Source organism: Oceanobacter antarcticus (assembly GCF_044962685.1).
GTDB classification, from domain to species: Bacteria; Pseudomonadota; Gammaproteobacteria; order Pseudomonadales; family Oceanobacteraceae; genus Oceanobacter; species Oceanobacter antarcticus.
The window spans coordinates 1-371 of record NZ_JBBKTX010000083.1; the positions used below are offsets into that span (position 1 = coordinate 1).

General features: G+C 57.1%; 1 protein-coding gene. It reads left to right on the plus strand.

Annotated elements, in window-relative coordinates; all coding sequences use genetic code 11:
- Positions 1 to 44: 44 nt before the first annotated feature.
- Positions 45 to 371: helix-turn-helix domain containing protein (locus WG929_RS21010; RefSeq protein WP_416207625.1), on the plus strand; the 327-nt coding region annotated here is incomplete at its 3' end.

Here is a 371-nt window from a genome sequence, read left to right on the forward strand (position 1 = left end):
GCCTTGTACGGGGACGATCGGGACAACGAGGTCATTTGACCCCGATGACTGAGCGCACAAGGCTGCTTGAGTATTTTGATACGGCCGTGACCGATGGCGCTTCGCGTAAGCATGCTGCGGAACTGATCGGCATTCATCTCCGCACGTTGAAACGATGGCGCACTGAAAACGGTGCAGTTGCTGAGGATAAGCGACCACACGCCCCGAGATCGGAACAGCCACACCAGCTGACCCAGTCAGAGGAAGAGGCCATTGTGGACACCTGCAACCTGCAGGAATATCAGAGCCTGCCGCCCTCACAGATCGTACCGCGTCTGGCTGACAAGGGCATCTACCTCGCATCGGAGTCCACGTTCTATCGTGTGCTGAAA